This is a genomic window from Pseudomonas sp. TMW22090 (genome assembly GCF_022496665.1).
Taxonomy (GTDB): Bacteria; Pseudomonadota; Gammaproteobacteria; order Pseudomonadales; family Pseudomonadaceae; genus Aquipseudomonas; species Aquipseudomonas gregormendelii.
The window spans coordinates 1-20,341 of record NZ_SCFH01000004.1; the positions used below are offsets into that span (position 1 = coordinate 1).

Annotated in this window: 20 protein-coding genes; 16 read left to right on the forward strand and 4 right to left on the reverse strand. The window is 58.0% G+C overall.

Annotated features, from left to right (window positions below):
- From EQV97_RS12425 to tssI, 4 genes are all read right to left on the reverse strand, one after another.
- Positions 1-355 (reverse strand): hypothetical protein (locus tag EQV97_RS12425; RefSeq protein ID WP_240889006.1); only part of this gene is annotated, 355 nt, incomplete at its 3' end.
- Positions 356-360: 5 nt separating this feature from the next.
- Entirely contained in the window at positions 361-828 is a 468-nt protein-coding gene (locus tag EQV97_RS12430; RefSeq protein ID WP_205893312.1) for a DUF1795 domain-containing protein, read from the reverse strand.
- 35 nt (positions 829-863) lie between these two features.
- Complete coding sequence (locus EQV97_RS12435; protein ID WP_240889007.1) at positions 864-1,445, reverse strand: hypothetical protein; 582 nt, start codon at positions 1,443-1,445, stop codon at positions 864-866.
- A gap of 12 nt (positions 1,446-1,457) precedes the next feature.
- Entirely contained in the window at positions 1,458-3,311 is a 1,854-nt protein-coding gene (gene tssI, locus EQV97_RS12440) for a type VI secretion system tip protein TssI/VgrG (RefSeq protein ID WP_122839505.1), read from the reverse strand.
- Positions 3,312-4,005: 694 nt separating this feature from the next.
- Here tssI and EQV97_RS12445 point away from each other — a divergent pair.
- From EQV97_RS12445 to icmH, 16 genes are all read left to right on the forward strand, one after another.
- On the forward strand, positions 4,006-5,364 hold the full coding sequence (locus EQV97_RS12445) for a DUF6861 domain-containing protein (RefSeq protein WP_122839504.1): 1,359 nt from the start codon (positions 4,006-4,008) through the stop codon (positions 5,362-5,364).
- Positions 5,361-5,636 (forward strand): hypothetical protein, encoded by a 276-nt coding sequence (locus tag EQV97_RS12450; RefSeq protein ID WP_122839503.1) that lies wholly within the window; start codon positions 5,361-5,363, stop codon positions 5,634-5,636. The genes EQV97_RS12445 and EQV97_RS12450 overlap by 4 nt, the downstream gene beginning before the upstream one ends.
- Positions 5,637-5,754: 118 nt before the next feature.
- Positions 5,755-6,063 (forward strand): hypothetical protein, encoded by a 309-nt coding sequence (locus EQV97_RS12455; RefSeq protein WP_122839502.1) that lies wholly within the window; start codon positions 5,755-5,757, stop codon positions 6,061-6,063.
- Between the two features lie 107 nt (positions 6,064-6,170).
- Positions 6,171-6,500: a hypothetical protein gene (locus EQV97_RS12460; RefSeq protein ID WP_122839501.1), complete on the forward strand. Its 330-nt coding sequence runs from the start codon at positions 6,171-6,173 to the stop codon at positions 6,498-6,500.
- Positions 6,501-6,590: 90 nt separating this feature from the next.
- Positions 6,591-6,977, forward strand: coding sequence for a hypothetical protein (locus EQV97_RS12465; RefSeq protein WP_240889008.1), 387 nt, complete (start codon positions 6,591-6,593; stop codon positions 6,975-6,977).
- A gap of 113 nt (positions 6,978-7,090) precedes the next feature.
- Positions 7,091-7,819, forward strand: coding sequence for a hypothetical protein (locus tag EQV97_RS12470; RefSeq protein ID WP_240889009.1), 729 nt, complete (start codon positions 7,091-7,093; stop codon positions 7,817-7,819).
- 827 nt (positions 7,820-8,646) lie between these two features.
- Complete coding sequence (locus EQV97_RS12475; RefSeq protein ID WP_122839498.1) at positions 8,647-9,396, forward strand: hypothetical protein; 750 nt, start codon at positions 8,647-8,649, stop codon at positions 9,394-9,396.
- A gap of 69 nt (positions 9,397-9,465) precedes the next feature.
- Positions 9,466-9,999: a type VI secretion system contractile sheath small subunit gene (gene tssB, locus EQV97_RS12480; protein WP_122839497.1), complete on the forward strand. Its 534-nt coding sequence runs from the start codon at positions 9,466-9,468 to the stop codon at positions 9,997-9,999.
- Between the two features lie 10 nt (positions 10,000-10,009).
- Positions 10,010-11,512 carry a type VI secretion system contractile sheath large subunit gene (gene tssC, locus EQV97_RS12485; RefSeq protein ID WP_122839496.1) on the forward strand — a complete coding sequence of 501 codons (1,503 nt, stop codon included), beginning with the start codon at positions 10,010-10,012 and terminating at the stop codon, positions 11,510-11,512.
- A gap of 25 nt (positions 11,513-11,537) precedes the next feature.
- Positions 11,538-12,020 (forward strand): type VI secretion system baseplate subunit TssE, encoded by a 483-nt coding sequence (gene tssE / locus EQV97_RS12490; protein WP_205893318.1) that lies wholly within the window; start codon positions 11,538-11,540, stop codon positions 12,018-12,020.
- The gene (gene tssF / locus EQV97_RS12495) at positions 12,020-13,852 is read left to right on the forward strand and encodes a type VI secretion system baseplate subunit TssF (protein ID WP_240889010.1); all 1,833 of its coding nucleotides are present in this window, start codon (positions 12,020-12,022) and stop codon (positions 13,850-13,852) included. Before tssE ends, tssF begins: the two co-directional genes overlap by 1 nt.
- Entirely contained in the window at positions 13,816-14,886 is a 1,071-nt protein-coding gene (gene tssG / locus EQV97_RS12500) for a type VI secretion system baseplate subunit TssG (RefSeq protein ID WP_122839493.1), read from the forward strand. The genes tssF and tssG overlap by 37 nt, the downstream gene beginning before the upstream one ends.
- Complete coding sequence (tssH, locus tag EQV97_RS12505; RefSeq protein WP_240889011.1) at positions 14,883-17,486, forward strand: type VI secretion system ATPase TssH; 2,604 nt, start codon at positions 14,883-14,885, stop codon at positions 17,484-17,486. The genes tssG and tssH overlap by 4 nt, the downstream gene beginning before the upstream one ends.
- Positions 17,487-17,509: 23 nt before the next feature.
- Positions 17,510-18,259 (forward strand): type VI secretion system lipoprotein TssJ, encoded by a 750-nt coding sequence (gene tssJ / locus EQV97_RS12510; RefSeq protein ID WP_205893322.1) that lies wholly within the window; start codon positions 17,510-17,512, stop codon positions 18,257-18,259.
- Entirely contained in the window at positions 18,252-19,595 is a 1,344-nt protein-coding gene (tssK, locus tag EQV97_RS12515; RefSeq protein ID WP_122839491.1) for a type VI secretion system baseplate subunit TssK, read from the forward strand. The genes tssJ and tssK overlap by 8 nt, the downstream gene beginning before the upstream one ends.
- Positions 19,592-20,311 carry a type IVB secretion system protein IcmH/DotU gene (gene icmH / locus EQV97_RS12520; RefSeq protein ID WP_205893323.1) on the forward strand — a complete coding sequence of 240 codons (720 nt, stop codon included), beginning with the start codon at positions 19,592-19,594 and terminating at the stop codon, positions 20,309-20,311. The genes tssK and icmH overlap by 4 nt, the downstream gene beginning before the upstream one ends.
- Positions 20,312-20,341 lie beyond the last annotated feature (30 nt).

The following is a 20,341-nucleotide window of genomic DNA, read 5'->3' on the forward strand; positions in this document are numbered from 1 at the left end:
AAACGTTGGTCGAACCCTCTGCGACCTGCACCGGACCTGGATGCTTGTCGCAGGCGCCAATGCTTTTTTCGACATGGGCAGCCTTGCGACTGTTAACAAATACGTTGTCCGACGCAATGACGATGGTCCCGGAGGGCGAGGAAAAACTACTGCCTATTTTCTCTCCCAAAGAGGTCAGCAGGCTACCTCCGACGCCTGCGGCCAGACCCGCCAAAAGCGCCACACCAAACCCACAGGTGAACGTCGCGATAGCGACCGTGGCAATCAATGCAATCCCGAGCGCGGCCCCAATCAGGAACCCGCCCAGGGCACTGGTGTGGCTTATTTCATCGCCAAACCTTGCGGCTTCGAACATGACCGTTACTCCTGCTCGCTGGAGTCGGTCTTGGTAGCGCCGGGCTGGCGAGGCTGGAAGCTGGCCAGCAGGTCGGCCCAGTTCTGATTCTGCTCACTGCTGAAGTCAGCCTGCGCCGTGGTGGAGAAAATGATTGCGCGGCCCGGCTCGATCAGGAATGCCGCCTGCCGCTGATAGAACGGACGACCATCGGTCATGTAATACGCATCGATCTGGATGCCTTCAATCGGCGCAGTGCTGGAAAGCTCCACCGCTTTTTTGCCCAGCAAGGTGTAGCCACGCAGTTTCGATGCGAGCATTTTTACCTGGCGGTCTACGTAGGCCTTGAGCACCTCGGCCGGCAGGAGCATGTCCCTGGAGATGGTGATACTCAGCGGTGCAGGAATGCTCGCCCCCAGCACAAACATGTTTACCGTGCGGTCCTGAAAACCCTGCGGCAACGCGATGCTGCCTTCCTGCAATTCATAATCCATGTGATGTAAATTCCTGAAATCGAAAAAATTAGGTATCAGCGGGCCGTGAGGCCTTCAAGCATGCTGTCGAAATCCACCAGCCATAGACTCAGCGCAGGCTTGGTCGGATCAATCACGCACGAAATATTCAGCCATTGCACTTCGTCACGTCCGGCGACAGGAACGATGGCGCCCACCAGACGTCCGTGGCGTTCGGCGTGACCGGTCTTGAAGTGAAAATCCACGCACTTGGCGGCATTACCTGCCAGGCTGTACTCGCGCTGACGGATGATGCGCAGCCCCGGATAAATCGTGTGGAATGACTGCACGGAGCCGTCAAAAAGATTTTCAAGATTTTGGCCCTGCGCCACATCGCGACGATTGATCGTCAGGATGATTGGCTCGCCTTCGTGCTCGATGGTTGTCTGAATATCGCGGAAGTTGAAACCCGATGGAAATGCCAGATTGAACCCGCCGAAGTTGAAGCTGCTAGGCGCGTCTTGCAGGGCAACCACAGGTACAGGTTCTGCCTCGGCCTCTGCTTCGACGATCGGTGCATTCTGCTGTTCAAGACGAGCCGCTTCCTCGAGCGCAATGCGCTTGGCGGAAATTCGGTCATAGAGGCTGGTTCTGGTCATTGGCACGATTCCCTAGTCATTGATCCGAACCTCGGAGCCGGTGATTTGGGTGGTGTCCGTGCTGGTAGTGGTGATCGTCTTGCCTCTGATCTCAATGCCGGCCGGAGTCAGCGTGATGCTGCTTTCTCCGACCTGCAAAATAATGTGCTCCTTGGCACTCACCTGAATGAACTGGTTATCGACCTGAATCGTCAGCGAGCCTTCCTGGACATTCATCACCGTGTCTTTCTTGATCGTTTCGGTGTGCGTGCCACCCACCGTAATCGTGCGATTGCTGCCGACGCTGTGGGTCTCGTCGACCTCGATCTCGGTGTCCATGTTGCGCTCGGCGTGCATGATGACCTGCTCGGCGCCGGCCTTGTCTTCAAAGCGAAAGAAGTTCGCCGTGCCGCCGTCGCCTTTCATCGACCGCGTCAAAAACCCGCTCTGCGTCTTGTTCGCCGGCAACGACCAGGGCGGCGTGTTCTTGCTGTTGTACAAACTGCCCATGATCAACGGCCGATCAGGATTGCCGTCGAGGAACACCACCACCACTTCATCGCCAACACGGGGAATGAGGATGCTGCCGAAGCCACCGCTGGCGCCGGATTGGGCGACGCGTACCCAGCACGAACTCTTGTCGTTGTGCTCGCCCTTGCGGTCCCAGTGGAACTGCACCTTCACGCGACCGAGTTCATCGGTGAAGATTTCTTCACCCGGCGGGCCGACGACGATGGCTGTTTGCGGGCCGGAGATGGTTGGGCGCGGGGTGGTGAGTTGCGGGCGGAAGACGATCTTTTTGCGCACGCAGGAGAAGGTGTTGTAGTAACTCGCCTGATGGCCGTTGAGGTAGTTGTTGTGGCCTTCGCTTTCGACGCTCATCAACAGGAACTGGCGATCGTCGGGCGAGCCCTGATCATGGTCGTAATGCTGCAGCAGTTCGAAGGTGTAGCCGGGTTTCATGGCGCGGCAATTACTGGCGCCATGAAAACTCTTGCCCTTGAGTTCGAGCGCTTCAACGCGAAGCCGCAGCAGCGCTTCACCTTCGTCATAGGTGCCGTGGGTGTACTGGCCGGGGAAGTCATAGATCTCGAAATCGTCGACGTCGCCCTGCTTGTTCAGGCTCTTCATGGCGACCGGCAGACGGTTGGTCGGCTGGCGATAATCGAAGGTCTGGACGGCGATTTTCCCGGACTGCAATTGGCGATTGCCACTCCATTGGGTAATGGCGTCAGCTGTCTCGGTCACCGAGGCGGTGTGAAAGCGGATTTGGGGTTGTTCGGGCAACGGCAGCAGCGTACTGGAGTCGTCGCAGATGATCATGGTGTGGCCTTCGGCAGTGTGCTCGAAGTAGTAGAACATCCCCTCTTCTTCCAACAGGCGCTGGACGAAGTTGAAATCGGTTTCGCGGTATTGGGTGATGTAGGTGTACTTTTTGAGCGGCTTGCTCAGGCGGAATTCGTGCAGGGAAAACGCGGGGCATAACGCGAACACCTGGGTCACGACTTCTTCGACGGTGCAGCCCTGGAAGATGCGGGTGTCGAAACGGTTTTTCAGCATCGAGAACCAGGGGTTCAGCGTCGCGGTGTAGCGAGCCATGCCGCCGTCGCTGCCGAGGCTGGCGAAGCGTGTCAGGTAACCTGCCAGGTATCGCGGCCCGGCTTCAGCCAGTTCGATCTCCAGCAACACGTGCTGGCCCATCATCGACTTGAGCTCGACCTCGGAATCCTCGCACACCAACATCAACTCGAAGTTGTAGGCACGCGACAGACCTTCAGTCCCCTTGAAGGACTCAAGCAGTAACTGCTGGTCGGGATTGGCAAAATTCTTGAATTTGAACAGGCGCCGATTTTGCGGGGAAAGCATTGAGGCAAGGTCCATCAACATATGTATCTCCTTGAAAGCAGTGAAGAACGCTACCGCCCTCGCCTGCCACTGCGCATAACGAATCTGACAGAGGGACGAAACCCGATCGCACTTCTCGGATGGGTTAACAACCCGCTGTCCATGAACTTGCGGACCTGAATACGTGAAACTTTGTATGAAACTGCCTACAAACCTTTCCCGCCATAAATCTGAAACACTTGAGCTATTTACCCACCGGCTGCAAGTCTGGTACTGCGACCGCAATGCAGTGCGAAAGTGCCACTACCCCTGCAAAAATTGAGAAGACGATCACAATCCAAGCAGTAATAGGGTGTTTCGAAAGCGGCAAAGGAAACACCTTCACCCCACATTGTGTCAACCCGGAAACGGAAATTGCCGGTGTTCTTCAGGCACCTGCGCATCCAGCGGGAAAGTTTGAAAATTATTTACCCGGCCATCTGACACGCAAGAAATGCCTGTATATCAAGGCGCAAAGAACATTTGCGCGACACACAATCTGCAGTGGTGCCTCATTGACATCATTGCCGAGCGTAACGTGAATAATAAAAATGGGATCCACATTGAATTTAATGACACGTATTGCAGTCTAGAGTGCGGCTAATGGCCAGCACTTTGACCCTGACATAAAGTCGATATCCGGCACTTCAACGTGGCGACAGGGAAGCTTCTCCCACCCAAGGACAGTGATGTGTAAATGGATCTTTTAGCGAATGTGCCCAGCTGGGCCGACGTCGAACGCAACCTCGATCAGAAATTCAGCGAACTGAACCAGGGCGTCAACGAGGGCTTGCAGAGCGCTCACGACAACTGGAACGGTTTCACCCGACGCGTCGGCAACGGCGCGAGCCAGGCCTATGGCTACATGGGCGGCCACCGCATCGATGCGGTGAACCGGGCATTTGCCCTCTCCTACCCGATCATCCAGATGGACCTCAAGCGCAAATGGGCCTCGATCGCAATCGAGCAGATCCTTCCTGTGCTGCTGCAACTGGTCAAAGAAGTGTCGATGATTCTGGGTGGCAGCGTTGCGGTCGGCACTATCGCCGGCGGTGCGGCGGGTGCCTTTGCGTTCGGGATTGGCGCCGGCCCTGGAGCCATAGCGGGTGGCGGAATTGGATTACAAGTCGGCAACCTGATTCTTATGGGCCTAGGCTTGTCGGCCATTGCTGAATACTTCTACGACGGACTGCCCGCCTGCCTCTCCACGTTGCAGGAAGGCATTGCCACTGCATGGCACGCCGAAGAAGGCGTGAAGCCCGCGGGCCTGGACCCCAGCGGCGGCTCTGCGTCGTTGGTCCAGGAACGCACCGAACGCGCAGCGCGACAACTGGCCCGGGGCCAGGAGCAACTGGTGTTGCTGCTACTGACCGCCATCGTCACCTACCTGACACGCGGCCAGGTGAAAGCGGGCGTCGTGGGCAGCATGGAAAGCATCGCAACACGCAGCGCGAAGCTGCAGGCCGAGATATCGAACAAGCAATTGGCTGGTTGGTTGGCTCGCAACGAACAGAAATTGCTCGCTCAGCCTGAGTTGCACTTGAAGGAACCGGCGCCTTTGCAAAAGGCCAATGAACCAGTATCTGAAGCTGCCCCAAACAAGCCCTCGAATGCACCGAAAACTGAAACACTACCACGTCACAAACTCGGCGAAATCACGGGCACATACTCTGCCGTCGCACCGGGCCCTCTGGATCCAAGGCTTGCAGAGACATTTACTGGAGGCAGATACAACGCGGTAATCCTCGAAAACGATACAGTACTAAAAAGAGCTGGCGTAGAAGGTCAGCCGTTGGGACAATTTTTTGGTCAGGAGGCTCCATCCGGAGTATTACAAACGCGAATTGACAAAGCCGTCCTTCCAGAGTGGCCTGGAGGTGGCAAGTCACCGATCGATACAGCGTTTGAAGTTAAAATACCAGCCGGAACAGAGGTTTACATTGGAGAGGTTAGCTCTCAGGGTGGTTTTTACGTTGGCGGAACGGAACAAATCGTAGTAATTAAGCCTTGGACAATTGAAGGCGTTGAAATAATGGGATCGAGTCCTCTAAAATGAAGAACATAAGCGAAATTAGTGCAACAATGACACGCATTGCCGAACTACTGCGTAAAGGCGAAAAACTAGAATGGGCCAAGCGAATAGAACAATACAACTCTGAATTACAGAGAGATGCGGCGCACACTTTATCTAAAATAATCACACTGTTTGGTGGCATGGGATCCATTAACGATTTAGTTCTTTATTTCAACGGCCAACCCATGATAAAGGAAAATAATGAACTCGATATGTTGCTTTCAAAATTACATAATTTATGCGTTACCGCTTAGACCTGCTCGAGCGAACTATTGACTCATACTTACGATGAAGCCTTAGACTCCGTTCGAATGACTCGACACGCAATACTATAATTTTACCCAGCACAATTGACAACCATGGGACATAAACATGGATATTGGCGAGTTAAAAACTGCTGCACGTATACTGCGTGAAAAGCTGGAGTCTCTCAAAGATAAAGATGCCGCAGCGGCCCTGCTATATCGACAGATAAACCCACTACTAACAGCAGCAGAGCAAGGCAATATATCAGAGAATGTGGAACCCCGAGAAATACTTGACCAAAAACTGTTCGATGAGAGCAATCTTAGTGAGTATAGCGATCTTAAAAAGGCTTACACAAACTTCCATTTTGAGTTAATAGGCGGCCGAGAGTGGGATGCGTACAAGCTTTTAGAAGAAAAGATGAGCAAACCTTAAACCGGAGCCGCAGACTTTTGGAGCCGACACATAACCAGCGCTGGCAAGCCTCAAAACGAGTGGAAATTGTATACGTTAATTGGGATGACACCCAACTAGAACTCTGTATGAAAATCGAAAACCTGAAAGAAAAAGCACTGAAGCTACGGGCAGCCATTGACGCGCTGAAAGCAAAAGACCCTGCCGCCGCAAAACTGGCCGTGGAGCTGGAACCGTTGCTGATCCTGGCGGAACGTGGCCAGATTCAGGCTCCAATGGAGTGGAGGGACATCCCCGGACGTTACCTGTTCACGGAAGAAGGCTTGCAGCAATACGCCGATCTCGAGCATGCCTTCGCCGAGTTCAAAATCGAACTGACTGGCGGAGAATCACCGACGCTGCGTCGACTCAAGGCGCAGATGGAAGAGAAGAAGAACAGCGGCTTGGAGCCTGACTGACAACAGCGCGAACGCGTCACCAAGGAAGATCAATCAGCATGTGCGGCTGTCAATTTTGCAGCCGCAACCACACATCAGGGAGAGATCAGTTTGAAGCAATCCTGTTTCCGCCATGGCCCTTTGGCCTTCATCGCTGCAATGATTTTCACGACGCCACTGTACGCAGAGGATGCGGAAAAAATACTCGCCGAGGTTGTTAATCAGCAGCAGCAACAGTTACCGATCATGCTCGACTTAGCCACACGCATCGACAACATCACGTACGCAGATCGAACCGTCCATTATAAATTGACGCTGTCGGGGTACGAAGGTCGCCCCGGTGAACAAGCTTATTATCAAAGCTATCTGGCCCAACAAATAAACAAATCCCTGTGCAGCCAAACGGCGTATTTGTTGATTCTGGCTTTAGGCAACAAAATCACTTACCCCAAAAACGGGACAGTAATCGCCGGTAACTGGAATGGCGTCAGCTACTGATCAATGGTGGTAGTCGCCGTTGGATTCGTTGCAGGTTTGGCAGTGCAGCGGGCCATGGTTAAATTCGGGGTAGATAATGTGATTGGCAACGCGTTAAAGATCGAGAAACCATAATGATTGACTCAGATAAGCTCAAAAAATTTACGTGGTTTTTATTCGGTTTTTTTGTTTTATTGTTCGCCTTTGGTCCTTCTGGGTTTAAGTATTTTTGGCCTGTTTATTTCGTGGTGTCTTTATCTGCATTTATGTGGACCTTGTATCTTGTCTATGCGTGCGAAAAATTTACTCTGTATATGACTTCGATACTAATTACGGTCGTAAGCGTCTTCTGTTTGTTCGCCTCCACCTCGGCCTATTTGGTTGCTGCCAGGTTCTGGGGTAAGACAAGTATTGCTGCCCTTATGATGTGGCCTGTTCCAATAGGAATCGTGACATTGACGTATTTGGTCCTGGCAAATGGCAAATCGTCATTTCATCCATTCGAATATGATGGAATCAAGGTCCAGCCACGCCCGCAAAACAAGCAAAAAACATCGGCCGCATATAGCCCTCTTTTGGTGGCCGGCGCAACCACCTTGGCGGCAAGTATTTTTACTAAAACAGCCGGCTTCCTCACTACCGGTATGGTTGTCCTGTTTGGGATGCTAGCTGTTTCCGTCACAATATTATTCTACGCACGCCACATAATCAGAGGCCTGCGCAACCTCCGCATCCAAGAAAAAACAATGCCCATCCCCTACACCTTCATGCAAATCGACGAAATTCGCGAAGCGCGCAGTCGTTGGTGGTTGAGCAGATTGTTCAAGTGGGTCGCTTCCTGTCGCAAGCAGTCGGGTCCCTGATTTTCGATGATCACTACGTGCAGGCCGCTCAAGCCTGATGACGTGTTACCGGGACGCCATCAAGGGCTTTTCGGAAGACCACTGGCCTGGGGTAGAGATAAACTTTTTCGACTTTAGCGTCGGTTCGCATCATGAGCTGCTGGCTCCGGAGGGCATCGGTAGCACAGCACCCGGGATCATCTGGCCGCGATGAATGTGGGGATCATTGAGCGGTTACGATCAATCTGCTCAACGGCACCGTCAGGGTTGCTGCCTTTGACAAATAAAGCGCGGCTGACCGAGCTTTACTTCATTTACGTAGGTGGTCATCGCCAGTAACAGATTGTGAAATAATGTTTTTTAGTGCAATTACTCGATATAGCCATCACTTTCAACGGCCATTCTTCAAACTAAAAATCCCACCGAACGACTGGGATTATCCAAATTAGGTGAACCGCTTCACCTTTTTCGAAATTAATTACAATTAAAAATTGGATCCACCCCACCCCGCAAACCATTGAGCCTGCTGGGTTTCAGACCTTACTGTAAGAAGAAACCCCGGACTAATGGCCACCAGACATCATTGCGGTGTGTATCAAAAACGAGAAAAAATCCGCTCCCTCGTGAACTTTTGTATGTGAAGCGTTGCCATACACCACGTTGCTGGCCACTAGACATTGAAAGGCCAGTATTCAAAGACACTTTATTCCTGGCAGGGCGAATCCATGATGGCTGACATCACGGACCGCACTTTGCGAACAGGTGTTCATTCGAGAAATTAGTAGCTCTTCGCACCAGCCTGTCGATGTACGGCGGGCCACAGCGAAGTGTTCAAGGACGATGTACCAATGACTCAGACGTTTGACGTTGAAGCACTGATCAAATTGCGCAGCCAGACCCGGGCCATTTCCGATGCGCTCAAGGTTCAGGCTTCGGATTACCTGTCGACTCTGGCCTTGCTGATCCGTCCGCAGTCGTTTTTCGGTGAGTACCTGCAAGGCGCGCAGCGCAGCAGCGGGCGTGAGACCCAGCACCATTTCAAAGAGCTCAAGGAACTGTACGACCGCATCGGTTCGGCCGCGCCGTTCCAGCTGGTCAACGAACTCGAAGTGCCCCTGAACCTGATCAGCACCACGCCGGAACTGTTCCCGCTGGAATACGACAAGGTGCTGTCCCAGAGCGGTCAGGTCATTCGCATTACCAGCCCGGTGCGCTGGGTGATCGGCTTCAGTTCGTTCGAACTGGCGCGTTTTCGCACCGTGATCAAAGACCCCAATCGCAGCAGCGCCGAGCTGTATCGCTTCGTCGTGCACTACCTGGTGCTGTTCTACTGCCTGAGCAAATCCCCAGGCTTGAGCCGACTGCTCGATGGCCTGCGCTTTCCCGTGAGTTTCGAACGCCTTAAAGACTTCGGTGACCTGCCCTTCTGCGTCATCAGCTCGCCGGTGCGCGCGCAGTTGCCCGACGAAGCGGTGATCCGCAGCAGCACCCAGATTGCCGGCAACAGCAGCTTCGAGGAGCTGGTGGGCCACGACAATATTTTGCAGATGAACGATGAAATCCGTCAGCGCCTGCTGCTGACGATCGAAGGAATGTAACGCGCCCGGCCGACAGTTCAGCCGAACGCAAACGACTTGCAGCGAATTGGTTCGCACCAGGAGATGACGATGGCGAAGAAGGAAAGTACCCAGCACAAACTCGACCGCGTTCGCGCGCCTCGGGTCCATATCACCTACGACGTGGATATCGGTGACGCTCAGGAAAAGAAAGAGCTGCCCTTTGTCGTCGGTGTGCTGGGCGATTTCTCCGGCAACCCGCTGGAGCCGCTGCCGAAGCTCAAGGACCGCAAGTTCATCTTCATCGACCGTGACAATTTCAACGGCGTGCTCAAGGGCATCAAGCCGCGCCTGACTTATCGGGTCGACAACACCCTGGCCAAGAACGGCACGCAGCTGGGCGTCGAGCTCAACTTCAATGCCCTGGAAGACTTCGAGCCACAGAACGTGGTCAAGCAGGTCGAGCCGCTGCGCAAGCTGCTGGAAGTGCGCAACAAGCTGGCGGACCTGCGCAACAAGATGGGCGGCAACGACAAGCTCGAAGAGCTGCTGATGGACGTGTTGCAGAACACCGAAAAGTTGAAAACGCTGGGCAAGGAATTCGGCCGTGAAGCTGCCGTCCCTGCCACCGATGGCAAAGAGTAGGAGCCTGAAGATGAACGACAAGCAAACCGTGACTCAACAGGACAGCGAACTCGTCGAAGTGGAAAACTTCGCCCCGCAATCCTCCCTGCTCGACAGCATCATTTCGGAAAGCCGTGTGGCCCGCTCCGAGACCGAGCGTACCCGCACCCGTGACCTGATCGGTGAACTGGTCGGCCAGGTGCTGGAAGGCGAGATGACGCCGAGCAAGGACCTGATCGCCGTGCTCGATGCGCGCATCGCCGAAATCGACGCGATGCTCTCCGAGCAGATGAACGAGATCATGCATGCCCGCGAATTCCAGCAGCTGGAAGCGTCGTGGCGAGGCCTGAAGTATCAGGTGGACCAGACTGAAACCAGCACCACGCTGAAGATCCACCTGCTCAACGCCTCGAAGAAAGACCTGGTGCGCGACCTCAAGGCCGCCTCGGAATTCGACCAGAGTGCGCTGTTCAAGAAGATCTACGAAGAAGAATACGGCACCTTCGGTGGTGCGCCGTTCGGCATGTTGCTGGGTGACTACGAGTTCAACCGCAGCCCCGAAGACATGTACCTGCTCGAAGAAATCTCCCACGTCGCCGCTGCGGCCCACGCCCCGTTCATCTCGGCGGCCTCGCCTGAGCTGTTCGGCTGGGACTCGTTCACCGACATGTCCGGCCCACGGGACCTGGCGAAGATCTTCGACACCGTCGAATACGCCAAGTGGAAGTCGTTCCGCGCCTCGGAAGACTCGCGTTATGTCGGCCTGACCCTGCCCCACGTGCTCGGTCGCCTGCCGTACGGCCCGGATACCACGCCGGTGGAAGAATTCAACTTCGTCGAAAGCGTCGATGGCCGTGACCACAACAAGTACCTGTGGATGAACGCCGCCTACGCCCTGGGAACCCGGGTCACCGACGCGTTCTCGCGCTACGGCTGGTGTGTGGCGATTCGTGGCGTGGAAGGCGGTGGCCTGGTCGAAGGCCTGCCAACTCACACGTTCAAGACCGACGACGGCGAAATCGCCCTCAAGTGCCCCACCGAAATCGCCATCACCGACCGTCGTGAAAAAGAGCTGTCGGACCTGGGTTTCATTCCGCTGGTGCACTGCAAGGGCACCGACTACGCCGCGTTTTTCGGCACCCAGTCGGCGCAGAAGCAGAAGCAGTACAACACCGATATCGCCAACGCCAACGCCCGTCTCTCGGCGCAGTTGCAGTACATCTTCGCCACCTCGCGTATCGCGCACTACATGAAGGCGATCATGCGCGACAAAATCGGCAGCTTTGCCTCGCGCAAGGACGTCGAGCTGTTCCTCAACAAGTGGCTGTCGAGCTACGTGTTGCTGGACGACACCGCGAGCCAGGAAGCCAAGGCCAAGTTCCCGCTGCGTGAAGCCCGTGCCGAAGTGTTCGAGGTTCCGGGCAAGCCAGGCGTGTACAAGGCCGTGACCTACCTGCGTCCGCACTACCAGCTGGACGAACTGACCGCATCGCTGCGTCTGGTTGCCGAATTGCCTCAATCGACTCGCGGCTGATCTGCATCGTTGCCAGGGAGGCAATATGAGTAGTCAACACAGGCTGTTGCCATCGCTGCTGGATCGATTGCTCGACGATCATCCGCACCAGTCCATGGAAGCTTCATCGCAACGCTTGTGTTCGCTGGCCGATTACAAGGCCAGCATCGTCCGCGACCTGGAGGTACTGGTGAACACGCGCCAGTCCCTGGTCGCCAACGAGCTGGAAGGTTTCGTCAATCTGGGCGGGACCATCCTTGACTACGGCATGCCCGACTTCACCAGCCGCAGTGTGCTGGATCCGCAGGATCGCCTGCTGATCCAGCGCCAGCTGGAGAAGGCGATCACTGTCGGCGATCGACGGTTTCGCAGCGTCAAGGTGCAACTGCTCGCGCAACAAACCGGCCAACGCATGCTGACCTTCCGCGTGGACGCAGTACTGCGCCTGCAGGACATCACCCGTCAGGTTTCCTTTGACGCGGTGCTGCAGGTCAATACCCAGGAATACAAAGTGCAGAACCTCAACTGATGCTCGACGATCTGCTGCCCTATTACGAAAAGGAACTGTCGCACCTGCGCTTTCTCGGCCAGGAGTTTGCGAGCCAGTACCCCAAGATTGCTTCGCGGTTGCTCATCGAGGGCGATAACTGCGAAGACCCCCACACCGAGCGCCTGATTGAAGCGTTCTCGTTCCTGTCCGCTCGCGTGCACAAAAAACTCGATGACGAGCTGCCGGAAATCGTCGAGTCGTTCCTTGAAGTGCTGTACCCGCATTACCTGCGCCCTACCCCGTCGATGTCGATCGTCGAGTTCAACCTGGGCAAGCAGGAGAAAGTCACCGAAGCCTTCCGCGTGCCCCGGCACACCGAGCTCAGTGCCAACCCGATTGACAGCGTGGTGTGCAAATTCCGCACCTGCTACCCGGTCGAACTGTGGCCGGTGGCGGTGCATCAGGCATCGTTCATCGAGATGGAACGTTCGGCGTTCAACGGCCACAGCGCCGACCTGGTCGCGCGCCTGCGCATCGGCTTGCGGGCCACCTCGGATGTGCTGTTCGGCAAGATGGAGATCGACCGCCTGCGGTTTTTCCTCGACGGCGAAAGCACCCTGATGCTGCAGCTCTATGAGTTGCTGTTCAACAACCTGGCCAAGGCCACCCTGAGTTTCGAAGACCAGGGCCGCACTCGCGAAATCACCTTGCCGGCCGACGCCCTGAAAGCGGTTGGCTACGGTCTGGACGAAGGCCTGGTGGACTACTCCGAGCGCTCATTCCTCGGTTATCGCCTGCTGCACGAGTACTTCACCTTCCCGGACAAGTTCATGTTCTTCGACCTGTCGGGGTTCGCGCGGCTGCTGGCGGGGAAGCATCTTGAACAGATCGAGATCAACTTTTACTTTTCCGATTACGACCTCAGTGATCGGCTGTCGCGCCTGACCCAGAACATCGGGCGCAACAACTTCAAGCTCAACTGCACGCCGATCATCAACCTGTTCCGCCAGCAGGCCGAGCCGATCCATTTGACCCATGCCCAGCACGAGTATTCGGTGACGCCGGATGTGCGCCTGCAAGGCCAGGCCGAAGTGGTGTCGATCGATCGGGTGCAGCGGGTGCGCAAGGTTGGCGGCATCGACCAGGTCGCCACCTGCCATCCGTTCTTCGAACCCCGTGGCGACCAGGGCCCTGGCCAGAGCTTCTGGATTGCCCGCCGGCGCCCAGTGCAGAACCGCCAGCAGGACGGTTCGAACATGGTCATCCGGGTGGTGGATCGCGAGCTCGAACTGCTCAACTCCAGCAACGACACCTTGAGCATCCGCCTGACCTGCAGCAACCGCGACCTGCCGCTGATGTTGCCGTTCGGTGGCGAACGCGGCGATTTCAACATTCCCGGCAACTCGGTGATCAACGACATTCGCTGCCTGCGCAAACCCACCGCCACGGCGCGCGTGCCCTTGGGCAACGGGGTGATCTGGCGGCTGATTTCGCACCTGTCGCTCAACCACATGTCCTTGGTTTCCCGGGGCCGCGAGGTGCTGCTGGAGCTGCTGTCGCTCTACAACTACCGCAACGTGTCGGCGATCCGCAAACAGATCAACGGAATTGTCTCGGTCAGCAGCGAACCGGTGGTGGCGCGCATTGGTCACCCACGGCCCAACTTCGTGCGCGGCGTCGGTATCACCCTCAATTTCGATGAGAGCCAGTACACCGGCAGCGGCGTGTTTTTGTTCGGCATGGTGCTGGACCACTTCTTCGGCCAGTACTGCAGCATGAACAGCTTTACCCAATTAACCCTTCGCACCTTGCAGCGCGAAAAGAGAGTCGTCCAATGGCCACCGCGAACCGGCGATCAACCCCTGGTCTGATCGACCAGGCACGGGCTGAGCCGCACCGATTCGAGTTTTTCCAATTGGTGCGCTTGCTCCGCCTGCATTACAGCAGAACCGGGCGCATGGACCTGGACACTCGACCGCACGAAGACCCTCTGCGTTTTCGCTCGCAGCTGTCGCTGAACTTCCCTGCCAGTGAAGTCAGCGACCTGCAGTTCGAGCGCGAAGGCAAGGTGTCGGCGGCCGGCCTGCCGCTGTCGGAAGTGCAAGTGACGTTCATGGGCCTGGTTGGCCCCTCGGGCGTGCTGCCACGGCCGTACACCGAGTTGCTGATCGACCGGCACATCCAGTACCGCGACGACGCCGCGCACGCGTTCCTGGATATTTTCTCGCACCGCATGACCACGCTGTTCTACGAGGCCTGGCAGAAATACAAGTTCTACATCGAGTACGAACGCAACGGCACCTCGGACTTTGACCGCTACCTGCTCAACCTGGTGGGCTTTGGCCCCGAGGCGCAGAAACAGAAGTTCGACAAACAGGGCTCACCGCTGCGTCGGGAATTGTTCAGCTATTTCTCCGGGTTGTTCGCGCAGAAACCGCGCAATGCGATGAACCTCGAAGCGATGCTCAGCTTCTATTTTTCCCTGCCGTTCAAGGTCAAGCCGTTTGCCGGTCGCTGGCTGCACCTCGACGCCAGCCAGTGCACGCAGCTGGGGCGCAAGAACGCCGTACTCGGGCAAAGCGCAGTGGCCGGCAACCGGGTCTGGGACTACCAGTCGTGCGTGCGCATCGAGCTGGGCCCCCTGGACCTGGCCGACTACCAACGCTTCCAGCCCGGCACCGCGGACTACCAGAAACTGGTGGAGCTGGTGCGGTTCTATGTGGGCGCCGAACTGGACTTCCAGCTCGCGCCCAAGCTCAAACCCGAAGCGGTACCCGTTGCCCGCCTGGGTCGCCAGGGCAACGTGTCCCTGGGCTGGCTCGGCTGGCTCAAACGCCCTGGTGTCGACGTGGCACCGTCCCGTTGCGCCCTCTTCCACATTCCTTTTGATGGGGTCTCCCTGTGAACCTGAAGTCCCTGTTTGCCAAACTCAACGACACCAGCCGCACCGCCACTGAAAGCGCTGCCGCCCTGTGCCTGTCGGAGCAACATTACGACGTCGAGATCGAGCACCTGTTATTGCAGTTGCTCGACAGCAACGACAATGACCTGCCGGCCATCCTGCGCCATTACGACGTAGTGCCCGACCGCCTGCAGGCGCAGTTGATGACGGCACTGGGGACGTTCAAGAAGGGCAATACCCGCACCCCGGCACTGTCGCCGCACATCACGCGCATGATCGAGCAAGCCTGGGTGCTGGCCTCCATCGAGTTCGGCCAGGCGCAGATTCGCACCGGCTACCTGCTGCAGGCTTTGCTGGATGACAACGAGCTGCGCCGGGTGGTGATCGCCTCCGCCCCGGAGCTGGAAAAGATCAACGCGGACGACCTGCGGGTCAACCTCGGCGCACTGGTGGAAGGCAGCGCCGAATCGCAACAGGCCAAGCCCCTGTCCGGTGCGGACGTCACGCCCCGCAGTGCAGTCAAAGGCAACGGCAAGACTCCGGCCCTCGATCAGTACACCATCAACCTGACGCAAAGCGCTCGCGAAGGCCGGATTGATCCGGTGCTGGGGCGCGAGTTCGAAGTGCGGCAGATGGTCGACATCCTGACCCGCCGCCGTCAGAACAACCCGATCCTGACCGGTGAAGCCGGCGTGGGCAAAACCGCCGTGGTAGAAGGCCTGGCGCTGCGCATCGTCCAGGGCGACGTGCCGTCGGTGCTCAAGGACGTCGCCATCCACACCCTCGACCTGGGCTTGCTGCAAGCCGGCGCCGGGGTCAAAGGCGAATTCGAAAACCGCCTCAAGTCGGTCATTGAAGAAACCAAGCGCAGCCTGCACCCGATCATCCTGTTCATCGACGAGGCGCACACCCTGATCGGTTCCGGTGGCCAGGCCGGGCAGAACGATGCCGCCAACCTGCTGAAACCGGCGTTGGCCCGCGGTGAACTGCGCACCATCGCCGCGACCACCTGGGCGGAATACAAAAAGTACTTCGAGAAAGACGCCGCCCTCGCCCGCCGCTTCCAGGTGGTCAAGGTCGAAGAGCCGGACGAAGACAAGGCGATCCACATGCTGCGCGGCCTGCTGGGCAAGATGCAGGATCACCACAAGGTCACGGTGATGGACGAGGCGCTGGTGCAAGCCGTGCGTTTGTCCAGCCGCTACATCACCGGCCGCCAGCTGCCGGACAAGGCCGTCAGTGTGCTGGACACCGCCTGCGCCCGGGTCGCTCTAGGGCAATCCGCGCAGCCGGGGCCACTGGAAGACTGCAAGCGCCAGATCGACAACCTGCAGGCCGAAATCAATGTGCTGGAGCAGGAAGCTGGCAAAGGCAGCGACCACTCGCGCCGCCTGGCCACCCTGCACAGCGAGCTGGGCACCGAACAGCAAACCCGCGAGGCCCTGGAACAACAGTGGCAGCGCGAACTGCAACTGGTGGAGCAACTGGGCGCGCTCAGCCATCCGGACAACCAGGCCCCGGATGCCCGACAGATTGCCGCCGTACGCGCCGAACTGACCAGCGTCCAGGGCGAACAACCGCTGGTGCATGCCCTGGTGGACGGCGGGACCATCGGCGAAGTCATTTCCGGCTGGACCGGCATTCCCCTGGGCAAAATGCTGCGCGACGAAATCGACACCGTGCAGCGCCTGCCTGAACTCTTGGGCGAGCGCGTGCTCGGCCAGGACCACGCGCTGCATGAGATCGGCAAGCGCATCAAGGTGTCCCGGGCCCGCATGGAAGACCCGAACAAACCGATCGGCGTGTTCCTGCTGCTGGGCCCGAGCGGCGTCGGCAAGACCGAAACCGCCCTGGCCCTGGCCGACACCCTGTACGGCGGCGAGCGCAACCTGATCACCATCAACATGTCCGAATACCAGGAAGCCCACACGGTCTCGAGCCTCAAGGGTTCGCCACCGGGCTATGTCGGTTACGGCGAAGGCGGCGTGCTCACCGAAGCGGTGCGGCGCAAGCCTTACAGCGTAGTGCTGCTGGACGAAGTGGAAAAAGCCCACCCGGACGTGCTCGAACTGTTTTTCCAGGTGTTCGACAAAGGTGTGCTGGATGACGGCGAAGGTCGCGAGATCAACTTCCGCAACACCGTGATCATCCTCACCTCCAACACCGGTACCGACCGCATCATGCAGTGGTGCCTGAACGCCGAGCAGCAACCCACGCCGCAAGACATCGTCGAGGGCCTGCGCGAGGAGCTCAACCAGGTGTTCAAGCCGGCTTTCCTCGGGCGCCTGAGCATCGTGCCGTACTACCCGGTGCAGGACGCGATCCTGGAGCGCATCGTCGGGCTGAAACTGGAACGCATTCGCCAGCGCTTCGAGCGCAACCATCAGGCGGTGCTGAGCTACGACGCAGCGCTGGTCAAGGCGATAGCCTCGCGCTGCACCGAAGTCGACAGCGGCGCGCGCAACATCGACAACATTCTCTCGCGAACGCTGATGCCGGAACTGGCCCAGCGCGTGCTGGAGCGGATGGCGCAGGACAAGCCGATCCAGAGCTTGAAGATCGAATTGGGCAGCGACGGCGATTTCGCCTACAGCCTGTGCTGAATGAGCATTTGAAGGTGAGCATCATGGATAACACACACTCAGGGAAGCGACTGGCGCAGCCGGCATTGGCCAAGTGCCTGACGGCCGCCGCAATGATGATGGTGCTGACCGCCTGCGGCGTCACCGACCGCGTGGGCAAGCGCGTCGACGACACCTGGGCCGGCGACATGCTGTTCGGCGATAACGAAAAGGTCATCCTGACGTCTGACGGCGGCAATCAGCTCAACCCCGACGAGTCGGGCAAACCGCTGTCGGTGGTGCTGCGCGTGTACCAGTTGAGCTCGCTGGAGCGCTTTGCCTCCACCGACGCCGACTCGCTGTGGGACAACCCGCAACAAGCCCTTGGCAACACCCTGATCGAAAACCGCGAGATCACCCTGCTGCCCGGCATGGGGCAGGTCGATCGCTGGCCGTTGAACAAGGCGGCGCGCTACGTCGGGGTCGCGGCATTTTTCCGCCTGGACGAGAACAGTCGCTGGAAGGTCGCATTTGACGCCAACTCCCTGCGCAAGGATGGCATCTGGTTTTCGTCCGATGGCTTGCGCGTGCTGGTGGACAACAACACCGTCAGTGCCGTTGGCGGCGTCGACGTGTTGAACAAGCCCAAGACCGCCGAACAACTGGCACAAGCTGCCGCGCAACCGGCAGAAGACAGCATGACCCAGCGCCTGCAGGACGCGGCCCTGGAGCAGGCGCAGGACACCGCTACCAGCTCGGCGAAAAAAGCCACCGAATCAAAATTAAACTCTCTATTGGAAGGCGTTCATGAGTAAGCAAAGCCGGGTGATGTGGTCGGAGGGCATGTTCCTTTTGCCACAGCATTTCCAATATCAGGACGAGTTCCACCAGCACCAGCTGGCGGAATCGACGCTGCGCAGCACGCCCTTCCATTGGGGCGTGCAGATGCTCCAGGTCGATGAAGAAGCCCTCGCAACCGGCTCGTTGCAGCTCAAGCGGCTCAAGCTGGTGTTTCCTGACGGCAGCCTGTTCGACGCGCCGCAGCACGACCCGCTGCCCGCCGCCCGGGACCTCAAGGACTTGCTCAAGAGCAACGACTTCAAGGTCTACGCCGCACTGAAACTGCCTGAGCCCTTCGGCATGAACTACGTCGAGGACGGCCAGGAACAGAAAAGCGCGCGGCGTTTTCGCAAGCAGTTCGACACCCTGCCGGACCTCAACGAAGGTGATCTGGAAAACGAGATCACCAGCCTGCGCCTGAACGTGGTGATGCTGATCGATGGCGACAACCTCGACGGTTACAGCTACTGCCCGATCGCCCGGCTGTCGCGCAATAACATCGGCGGCTTCAACCTCGATGGGCATTTTGTCCACCCGACGCTGCATGTGGGCACTCACGAAACCTTGATCGGCCTGGGCAAACGTTTGCTCGGTGCCCTGCACTCCAAGAGCGCCGCGCTGTCCGGTCGGCGCCGCGAGCGTGCGGACCAGATCGCCGAGTTCGGCTCCAGCGACGTCACCCTGTTCTGGCTGCTCAACACGGTGAACCGCGCCCACCCAGGCCTCGCGCATCTGCTTGCCCACCCGCGCCTGCACCCCGAGCGCCTGTACTTGTTCCTGGCGGAACTGGCCGGTGGCTTGCTGACGTTTTCCCTGGACACCCAGCTCAATGACATCCCCGAGTACGACCATCACGACCCGGCAGCGTCCCTGGTCAAGCTCGACGAGATGATCCGGGTGCTGCTCGACAATGTCGTGCCGAACCAGTGCGTGGTGATCAACCTGACACAGACCAAGCCGTCGTACTGGCAGGGGCAGTTGCTCGACCCGCGCCTGGCCGATGCCGATTTCTATATTTCGGTGCACGCCGACATGCCCGGTTCCAGCCTGCTGGAACTGGTGCCGCGGGCGTTCAAGGTGGGCTCGCCGGAAGACATCGAAGTGGTGGTCAACAGCGCCATGCCCGGCGTCACGCTCAACCACTCGACGCGCCTGCCGAATGCGATTCCGGTGCGCCTGGACAACCACTATTTCTCCATCGAGCCCCATGGCCGCGTGTACGAACGGATGATGAGCGCCCAGGCCATCTCGTTCTACGCACCCAGCGCCTTTACCAACCTCAAGCTTGAACTGATGGCGGTACTCAAATGACTGAAGCCGTAATGCAAGGCGCCGTGGCAGCCGCCACCGACAAACCGGTGCTCAAGGACCTGGTGCAGGACTTCATCAGCATGGCGCTGATCGTGCGCAAGGGCCGTCAGGTGACGTCGGTCACCGCCTTCGAGGCCAGCGTCGACACCTTCTTCGCCACCCTGGAGCGCGAAGCCCGCAGCGCCGACTACAGCGTTGAACAAGTCAAGGACACCCAGTACGCCCTGTGCGCATTCCTCGACGAAAGCGTGCTGCGCGCCGAAGACAAAGACAACCCGCTGCGTCGCCACTTCGAGCTGCAGCCGTTGCAGTTCCGCTATTTCGGCGTGCACCTGGCCGGCCAGGGTTTCTTCGAGAAGATCGATTCGCTGCGCAGCGACGTCAAGCAGAACCTCGACGTGCTCGAGGTGTATCACCTGTGCCTGGCACTGGGTTTCGAGGGCAAATTCGCCGCCGGCGAGAAAGACCAGCTGCGCTACCTGGCCAACACCCTGGGCCAGGACATCGCGCGCTACCGCAAGAGCCCCAAAGCCCTGTCGCCGGATTGGGCCCTGCCTGACCAGGTGTCGCAGATGCTGCGCTACGAAGTGCCTGTCTGGGTCTACCTGGCCCTGATCGCGCTGGTCTGCGTCGGGGTTTACCTGACGCTGGACTGGCTGTTGGCCAAGGACGTCGCCGCTTTGTCCGAACAAATCAGCCAGCTGTTCAGTGCCTGAATCCAGGTCAGGTAATCGAGTCAGGAAGAC

Bases quoted from the DNA above. Each gene is read 5' to 3' on its own strand.
- EQV97_RS12430 (WP_205893312.1), bottom strand. From the start codon at position 828: ATGGATTATGAATTGCAGGAAGGCAGCATCGCGTTGCCGCAGGGTTTT.
- EQV97_RS12435 (WP_240889007.1), bottom strand. From the start codon at position 1,445: ATGACCAGAACCAGCCTCTATGACCGAATTTCCGCCAAGCGCATTGCG.
- tssI (WP_122839505.1), bottom strand. From the start codon at position 3,311: ATGTTGATGGACCTTGCCTCAATGCTTTCCCCGCAAAATCGGCGCCTG.
- EQV97_RS12445 (WP_122839504.1), top strand. From the start codon at position 4,006: ATGGATCTTTTAGCGAATGTGCCCAGCTGGGCCGACGTCGAACGCAAC.
- EQV97_RS12450 (WP_122839503.1), top strand. From the start codon at position 5,361: ATGAAGAACATAAGCGAAATTAGTGCAACAATGACACGCATTGCCGAA.
- EQV97_RS12455 (WP_122839502.1), top strand. From the start codon at position 5,755: ATGGATATTGGCGAGTTAAAAACTGCTGCACGTATACTGCGTGAAAAG.
- EQV97_RS12460 (WP_122839501.1), top strand. From the start codon at position 6,171: ATGAAAATCGAAAACCTGAAAGAAAAAGCACTGAAGCTACGGGCAGCC.
- EQV97_RS12470 (WP_240889009.1), top strand. From the start codon at position 7,091: ATGATTGACTCAGATAAGCTCAAAAAATTTACGTGGTTTTTATTCGGT.
- EQV97_RS12475 (WP_122839498.1), top strand. From the start codon at position 8,647: ATGACTCAGACGTTTGACGTTGAAGCACTGATCAAATTGCGCAGCCAG.
- tssB (WP_122839497.1), top strand. From the start codon at position 9,466: ATGGCGAAGAAGGAAAGTACCCAGCACAAACTCGACCGCGTTCGCGCG.
- tssC (WP_122839496.1), top strand. From the start codon at position 10,010: ATGAACGACAAGCAAACCGTGACTCAACAGGACAGCGAACTCGTCGAA.
- tssE (WP_205893318.1), top strand. From the start codon at position 11,538: ATGAGTAGTCAACACAGGCTGTTGCCATCGCTGCTGGATCGATTGCTC.
- tssF (WP_240889010.1), top strand. From the start codon at position 12,020: ATGCTCGACGATCTGCTGCCCTATTACGAAAAGGAACTGTCGCACCTG.
- tssG (WP_122839493.1), top strand. From the start codon at position 13,816: ATGGCCACCGCGAACCGGCGATCAACCCCTGGTCTGATCGACCAGGCA.
- tssJ (WP_205893322.1), top strand. From the start codon at position 17,510: ATGGATAACACACACTCAGGGAAGCGACTGGCGCAGCCGGCATTGGCC.
- tssK (WP_122839491.1), top strand. From the start codon at position 18,252: ATGAGTAAGCAAAGCCGGGTGATGTGGTCGGAGGGCATGTTCCTTTTG.
- icmH (WP_205893323.1), top strand. From the start codon at position 19,592: ATGACTGAAGCCGTAATGCAAGGCGCCGTGGCAGCCGCCACCGACAAA.